Genomic DNA, 5,981 nt, shown 5'->3' on the forward strand with positions numbered 1-5,981 from the left:
TGAGGGACGTGTACCTCTGGTACGCGTCCCTTGGGAAAACTGCCTTCTGGCGGAGCGCCTTTCGATGACCGGAAAAAGAGAGTCCGCCCCGGGACGCGTACCAGAGGTACACGTCCCTCGCCCTACCCCACGCTCGGTAGATCCAGCCCCTGCACGGCTGCGCATTCCTTCGCGATCTCATACCCCGCATCGGCATGGCGCATCACGCCGGTGCCCGGATCATTCCACAACACGCGTCCCACGCGCACCCCGGCTTCATCTGTGCCATCCGCCAGGACGACCTGGCCGGAATGGATCGAATAACCCATGCCGACACCGCCGCCATGATGCAGCGAGACCCAGGTGGCGCCGGACGCCGTGTTGAGCATGGCGTTGAGGATCGGCCAGTCGGCGACGGCGTCGGAGCCGTCCTGCATGGCTTCGGTTTCGCGATTGGGACTGGCCACTGAACCGCTGTCGAGATGATCGCGGCCGATCACCACGGGCGCACTCAGCTCACCGCTACGCACCATCTCGTTGAAGGCGAGGCCAAGGCGGTGGCGTTCGCCCAGCCCGACCCAGCAAATACGCGCCGGCAGGCCCTGGAACTGGATGCGCTCGCGCGCCATGTCGAGCCAGCGGTGAAGATGCGGATTGTCGGGGATGAGTTCCTTCACCTTGGCATCGGTCTTGTAGATATCCTCGGGATCCCCGGACAGCGCGACCCAGCGGAACGGCCCGACGCCGCGGCAGAAGAGCGGGCGGATATAGGCCGGGACGAAGCCGGGGAAATCGAACGCCTTTGCTACGCCCTCGTCGAAGGCCATCTGGCGGATATTATTGCCGTAATCGACGGTGGGAATGCCCGCCTTGTGGAAGGCCAGCATCGCCTCGACCTGGATCGCCATGGATTTCTTGGCGGCTTTCGAGACGGCGTCCGGATCGGAAATCCGCATGGATTCCCACTTGTCGAGGCTCCAGCCGAGCGGGAGATATCCATTGACCGGATCGTGGGCCGAGGTCTGGTCGGTGACGATATCGGGACGCACGCCGCGTTTGACGAGTTCCGGGAAAATCTCCGCCGCATTGCCGAGCAGGCCGACCGAGACGGCCTCGCCCCTGGCGCAGGCGTCGTTGATCATTTCGAGCGCCTGGTCGAGGTCGCCGGCCTGTTTGTCGAGATAGCCGGTCTTCAGCCGCATCTCGATCCGGCTCGGCTGGCATTCGACCGCCAGCATCGAGGCCCCGGCCATGGTGGCCGCGAGCGGCTGGGCACCACCCATGCCGCCAAGCCCGCCGGTGAGGATCCATTTGCCGGTCAGATCGCCGCCATAATGCTGGCGCCCGGCCTCGACAAAGGTCTCGTATGTGCCCTGCACGATGCCCTGGCTGCCGATATAGATCCAGGACCCGGCCGTCATCTGGCCGTACATCATCAGGCCCTTTTTATCGAGCTCGCGGAAATGCTCCCAGGTTGCCCAGTGCGGCACCAGATTGGAATTGGCGATCAGCACGCGCGGCGCGTTGGCATGCGTCTGGAAGACGCCGACCGGCTTGCCCGACTGGACCAGCAGGGTCTCATCGTCCTTCAGGCGCTTCAGGGTGGAGACGATGCGGTCAAAGCTCTCCCAGTCGCGTGCGGCGCGGCCGATCCCGCCATAGACGACGAGTTCTTCCGGCTTTTCCGCGACTTCAGGATCGAGATTATTCATCAGCATGCGCAAAGGCGCTTCTGTGGCCCAGCTCAGCGCGTCGAGTTCTGTGCCGCGCTTGGCACGGATTACACGCGCATTGTCGAGCCGGGTCGAGGTCATCTCACTTCTCCTGAATACATGATTTGTGCAGCCCGCAGGGCCGCCGCCATGGTGTCCTTCAAGGCCACACGCAGCACGGCCGCCCTGGTCTCGTCAAAGGCCCGGCTCGCGAGGTCCATATAGGCCGATTGCGCCAATTCCATCTGCACCGCGTGGACATTCTGGTTCGGGCGGCCATAGGCGCGGGTGATGAAGCCGCCGCGGAAACGGCCATTGACGATCGAGGCATATTCCTCGTGATCCATCATCGCCTTCAGCGCCGCGCGCTCGATGGTCGGATCGCAACTCTCGCCGCCCACCGTGCCGAGATTGAGATCGGGCAGCACGCCCTCGAACAGGCGCGGCACTTCATCGGTGATGGAGTGGGCATCCCACAACAGGGCGAAGCCATGCTCCATCCGGGTCTCGACCAGGAGCTCGGTCAGCGCCTTGTGATAAGGGTCGTGAAAATCCGTGCGCCGCGCTTCCAGCTCGTCCTCATCGGGTTCCTGCCCCTCGCGATAAACCGGCGAGCCATCAAACAGGGTCAGCGGCACAAGATCGGTCGTCGGCTGGCCGGGATAGAGCGAGGTATTGTTCGGAGCCCGATTGAGATCAACGACATAGCGCGAATAGTTCGCGCGGATTGTTGCGGCGCCCAGCTCTTCGAGAAAATCATAGAGTTGCGGGATATGCCAATCGGTATCCGGCAAGCTGGCGGCGGCAGGCGTCAGCCGTTCGGCCAGCCCCGCACTCAGGGCGAGCCCGGAATGCGGCATTGAAACCACCAGCGGGCTGGTGCCGGCTGCAAGCGTATACACGTCCATTAAACCACTCCGGGCAGATCGCCGGCTGCTGTGACCAGATCGCCATTGGCGACCAAGTCGCGCGCCGCGGCGATATCTGTCGCAAAATAGCGATCATCGCCATAGGGAGCGACATGCCGGCGCAAGATGGCCTTGGCCGCCTCAAGCGGGTCGGAGGAAATGTCGGGCGCATGAAAATCCGTACCCTGGGCGGCGCAGAGGAGTTCGATCCCGACCACGGCATGAAGGTTTTCCGCCATTTTCAGCGACCGCACCGCGCCATGCGTGGCCATCGAGACATGGTCTTCCTGGTTGGCGCTGGTCGGGATGGAATCGACGCTGGCGGGGTAGGCTTTCTGCTTGTTCTCGGAGACCAGGGCAGCAGCCGTCACATGCGCGATCATGAAGCCGGAATTGATGCCCGGATTGGGCGTCAGGAAAGCGGGCAGACCGCTGACGGCCGGATCGGTCAGCAAGGCGATGCGGCGCTCGCAGATCGAGCCGATTTCGCAGGCCGCCATCGCCAGCTGGTCGGCGGCAAAGGCAACCGGTTCGGCATGGAAATTACCGCCGGAGATTGCTTCGCCGGTATCGGTGAAGATCAGCGGATTATCGGTGACGGCATTGGCCTCGATCTCCAGCGTGCGGCCGGCCTGACGCAACAGATCGAGCACGGCGCCCATCACCTGCGGCTGGCAACGCAGGCAGTACGGGTCCTGGATCTTCTCGCACACGGCATGGCTGGCGAGGATTTCACTGCCCGTCGCCAGCCCGCGCAAAGCGGCGGCGACATCGATCTGGCCCTGATGGCCGCGCAATTCGTGGATCCGCGGATCAAACGGCGCAATCGAGCCCTTGGCCGCGTCCAGGCTCATCGCACCGGAAACCAGCGCGCCCTTGAAGCCGGCCTCGATGCCGAACAGGGCGGCGAGCGCCAGCGCGGTCGAGGTCTGGGTGCCGTTGAGCAGGGCCAGCCCTTCCTTGGGCCCCAGCTTGACCGGCTCGAGCCCGGCGCGCTTGAGCGCTTCCGCCGCCGGCAACCGCTCGCCACGCCAGAAGGCCTCGCCATGGCCGATCAGCGCCGCGCTCATATGCGCCAGCGGTGCCAGATCGCCCGAGGCCCCGACAGAGCCCTGCGCCGGGATCACCGGCAAAACGTCGTGGGTGAGCAGATCTTCCAGCGCCTTCAGCGTCGACCAGCGCAGGCCGGAGGCGCCGCGTCCGAGGCTGGCAATCTTCAGCGCCAGGATCAGGCGCACGACATCCGCCGGCAGTGCTTCGCCAATTCCGGCGGCGTGCGAGAGCACGAGGCGTTCCTGCAGGATGGCCAGCTCGTCATCGGCGATCCGGGTCTGGGCCAGCTTGCCGAAACCGGTATTGAGACCATAGACGGCGCGGCCCGAAGCGATCAGCTCCTCGACCGTCTTCGCGGCGGCATCAACGCCGGCCTGCGCTGCCGGATCAATGGTGACGGCAGCGCCGCGATAAATCGCCTGCCAGTCAGCGAGCGCCATCTGGCCCGGTCTGATTGAAATCGCACTCAAAGCCATTCTCCCCCGAGGATGCGGCCATGCAGCGGCCGCAACCCGATCCATTGAATTATCTCTGCCGGACGCTCGACATCCCAGATCGCCAGATCAGCGCGCTTGCCCTGTTCGAGCGTTCCGATCTCCTTCGCCAGTCCCAGGGCGCGCGCGCCCTCGCGGGTGACTCCCGCCAAAGCTTCCTCGACGGTCAGTCCAAACAGGTTGCAGGCCATATTGGCCGCCGTCAGAAGCGAGACCATCGGCGATGTCCCCGGATTGGCATCGGTTGCCACCGCCATCGCAACGCCCGCCTCGCGCAGGGCCGTAACGGGCGGTTTCTGCGTTTCGCCGATGCCGTAGAAGGCGCCGGGCAGGATCACGGCGACGGTGCCGGCCTTCGCCATGGCGGCAATGCCCTCATCATTGGTGAATTCGAGATGGTCCGCGGACAGCCCGTCGAATTCAGCGACGAGCTTGGCACCGCCGGTATCGGAGAGCTGATCAGCATGCAGTTTCACAGGCAGGCCGGCCGCCTTGGCGGCGATGAAGAGACGGCGGATTTCTTCCGGCGAGAAGGCGATATTCTCGCAATAGGCATCAACCGCATCGGCCAGCCCCTCGCGCGCGGCCTCGCGGATCAGCGGGATGCAGACCTCGTCGATATAGGCCCCGGACCGGCCTTCATATTCAACCGGGATGGAATGCGCCGCCAGCAGCGTCGTTGAGACCCGCAGACCCGAAACCAGGCCCAGCGAGCGCGCCGCCTTGAGCATGGCCAGCTCGCTGTCAAAGGTCAGGCCATAGCCGGACTTGATCTCGATCGTGCCGACCCCCTCGGCGGAGAGTGCATCGAGCCGCGACAGTGCGCCGCCCGCGAGCTCGGCCGCGCCGGCCTTGCGCGTCGCCGCGACGGTCTTGCGGATGCCGCCGCCGGAGCGGGAAATGTCTGTATAACTCTCACCGGCCAGGCGGCGCTCGAACTCGTCAGAACGATCACCGGCAAACACCAGATGCGTATGGCAATCGACCAGGGCGGGCGTTACCCAGCGGTTTTCGAGGCTTTCCGTCTCCAGCGCCGTTTCCGGCACTTCCGACATCGGCCCGATCCAGGCGATACGGCCATCGCGAATCCCGATCGCCGCATCGAGCAAGGCACCGTAGGCCACCTCGCCCGGCACCATGGTCGCGAGCCTGGCATGGGTCAGTAATCGGTCGAAACGCATTGAACGGCCCTTCAATTCGACGTAATTGTCTATACAATTAATTCGCGTGTCCGAGTCTGTCCAGCCGGGAGGCCTGCCAATGTCCGAATTTCATTTTGCCGAGATTCTCCTGCCCGGCGGCTGGGCCCGCAATGTCGAGATCACGGTCGATGCGAATGGCAAGATCGCCAGTATCAGCCCCGAGACACCGCTTGGCCCCGAGGCCATCCACCTGGGCGTCGCGGTCCCCGGCATGGCCAATGTCCACTCCCACGCTTTCCAGCGCGGCATGGCCGGACTGTCCGAACGACGTGGGCCGGGCGAGGACAGTTTCTGGTCCTGGCGCCAGATCATGTATGCCTTCAATGACAATCTCACGCCTGACCATGTCGAGGCGATGGCGGCGCTGGTCTATTGCGAGATGCTCGAGACCGGCTTCACCTCGGTCGGTGAGTTCCACTATCTCCACCATGACGAACACGGCCAGGCCTATACTGATATCGGCGAGATGGCCGGCCGGATCTGCGCTGCTGCCGGGACGACCGGTATCGCGCTCACCCTGCTGCCCGTGCTATACCGCCATTCCAATTTCGGCGAGATGCCGCCCAGCCCGGGCCAGCGCCGTTTCATCAATACGCTGGAGCATTTCGACGACATCCTCGCCTCGGCCCGGCG

Annotated in this window: 5 protein-coding genes; 1 reads left to right on the forward strand and 4 read right to left on the reverse strand. The window is 64.4% G+C overall.

Translation table 11 applies throughout. From position 1 onward, the window contains the following. Positions 1-122 precede the first annotated feature (122 nt). Genes hutU through hutI form a run of 4 tightly spaced genes read right to left on the reverse strand, consistent with a single transcriptional unit; the run spans position 123 to position 5,327 of the window. Positions 123-1,793 carry a urocanate hydratase gene (hutU, locus tag AAC023_RS13090; protein WP_339741641.1) on the reverse strand — a complete coding sequence of 557 codons (1,671 nt, stop codon included), beginning with the start codon at positions 1,791-1,793 and terminating at the stop codon, positions 123-125. Continuing rightward, positions 1,790-2,599 carry an N-formylglutamate deformylase gene (gene hutG, locus AAC023_RS13095; protein ID WP_339741642.1) on the reverse strand — a complete coding sequence of 270 codons (810 nt, stop codon included), beginning with the start codon at positions 2,597-2,599 and terminating at the stop codon, positions 1,790-1,792. The genes hutU and hutG overlap by 4 nt, the downstream gene beginning before the upstream one ends. Continuing rightward, on the reverse strand, positions 2,599-4,122 hold the full coding sequence (gene hutH / locus AAC023_RS13100; protein WP_339741643.1) for a histidine ammonia-lyase: 1,524 nt from the start codon (positions 4,120-4,122) through the stop codon (positions 2,599-2,601). The genes hutG and hutH overlap by 1 nt, the downstream gene beginning before the upstream one ends. Beyond that, positions 4,119-5,327: an imidazolonepropionase gene (gene hutI, locus AAC023_RS13105; protein WP_339741644.1), complete on the reverse strand. Its 1,209-nt coding sequence runs from the start codon at positions 5,325-5,327 to the stop codon at positions 4,119-4,121. The genes hutH and hutI overlap by 4 nt, the downstream gene beginning before the upstream one ends. Positions 5,328-5,406: 79 nt before the next feature. On the opposite strand from hutI, the gene AAC023_RS13110 reads away from it, so the two are divergent. Beyond that, positions 5,407-5,981 (forward strand): amidohydrolase family protein (locus tag AAC023_RS13110; protein WP_339741645.1); only part of this gene is annotated, 575 nt, incomplete at its 3' end.

It is taken from the genome of uncultured Maricaulis sp. (assembly GCF_963976135.1).
In the GTDB taxonomy this organism is placed as follows: domain Bacteria; phylum Pseudomonadota; class Alphaproteobacteria; order Caulobacterales; family Maricaulaceae; genus Maricaulis.

Coding starts and splice junctions, on each gene's coding strand:
- hutG (WP_339741642.1), bottom strand. CDS start 2,599: ATGGACGTGTATACGCTTGCAGCCGGCACCAGCCCGCTGGTGGTTTCA.
- hutI (WP_339741644.1), bottom strand. CDS start 5,327: ATGCGTTTCGACCGATTACTGACCCATGCCAGGCTCGCGACCATGGTG.
- hutU (WP_339741641.1), bottom strand. CDS start 1,793: ATGACCTCGACCCGGCTCGACAATGCGCGTGTAATCCGTGCCAAGCGC.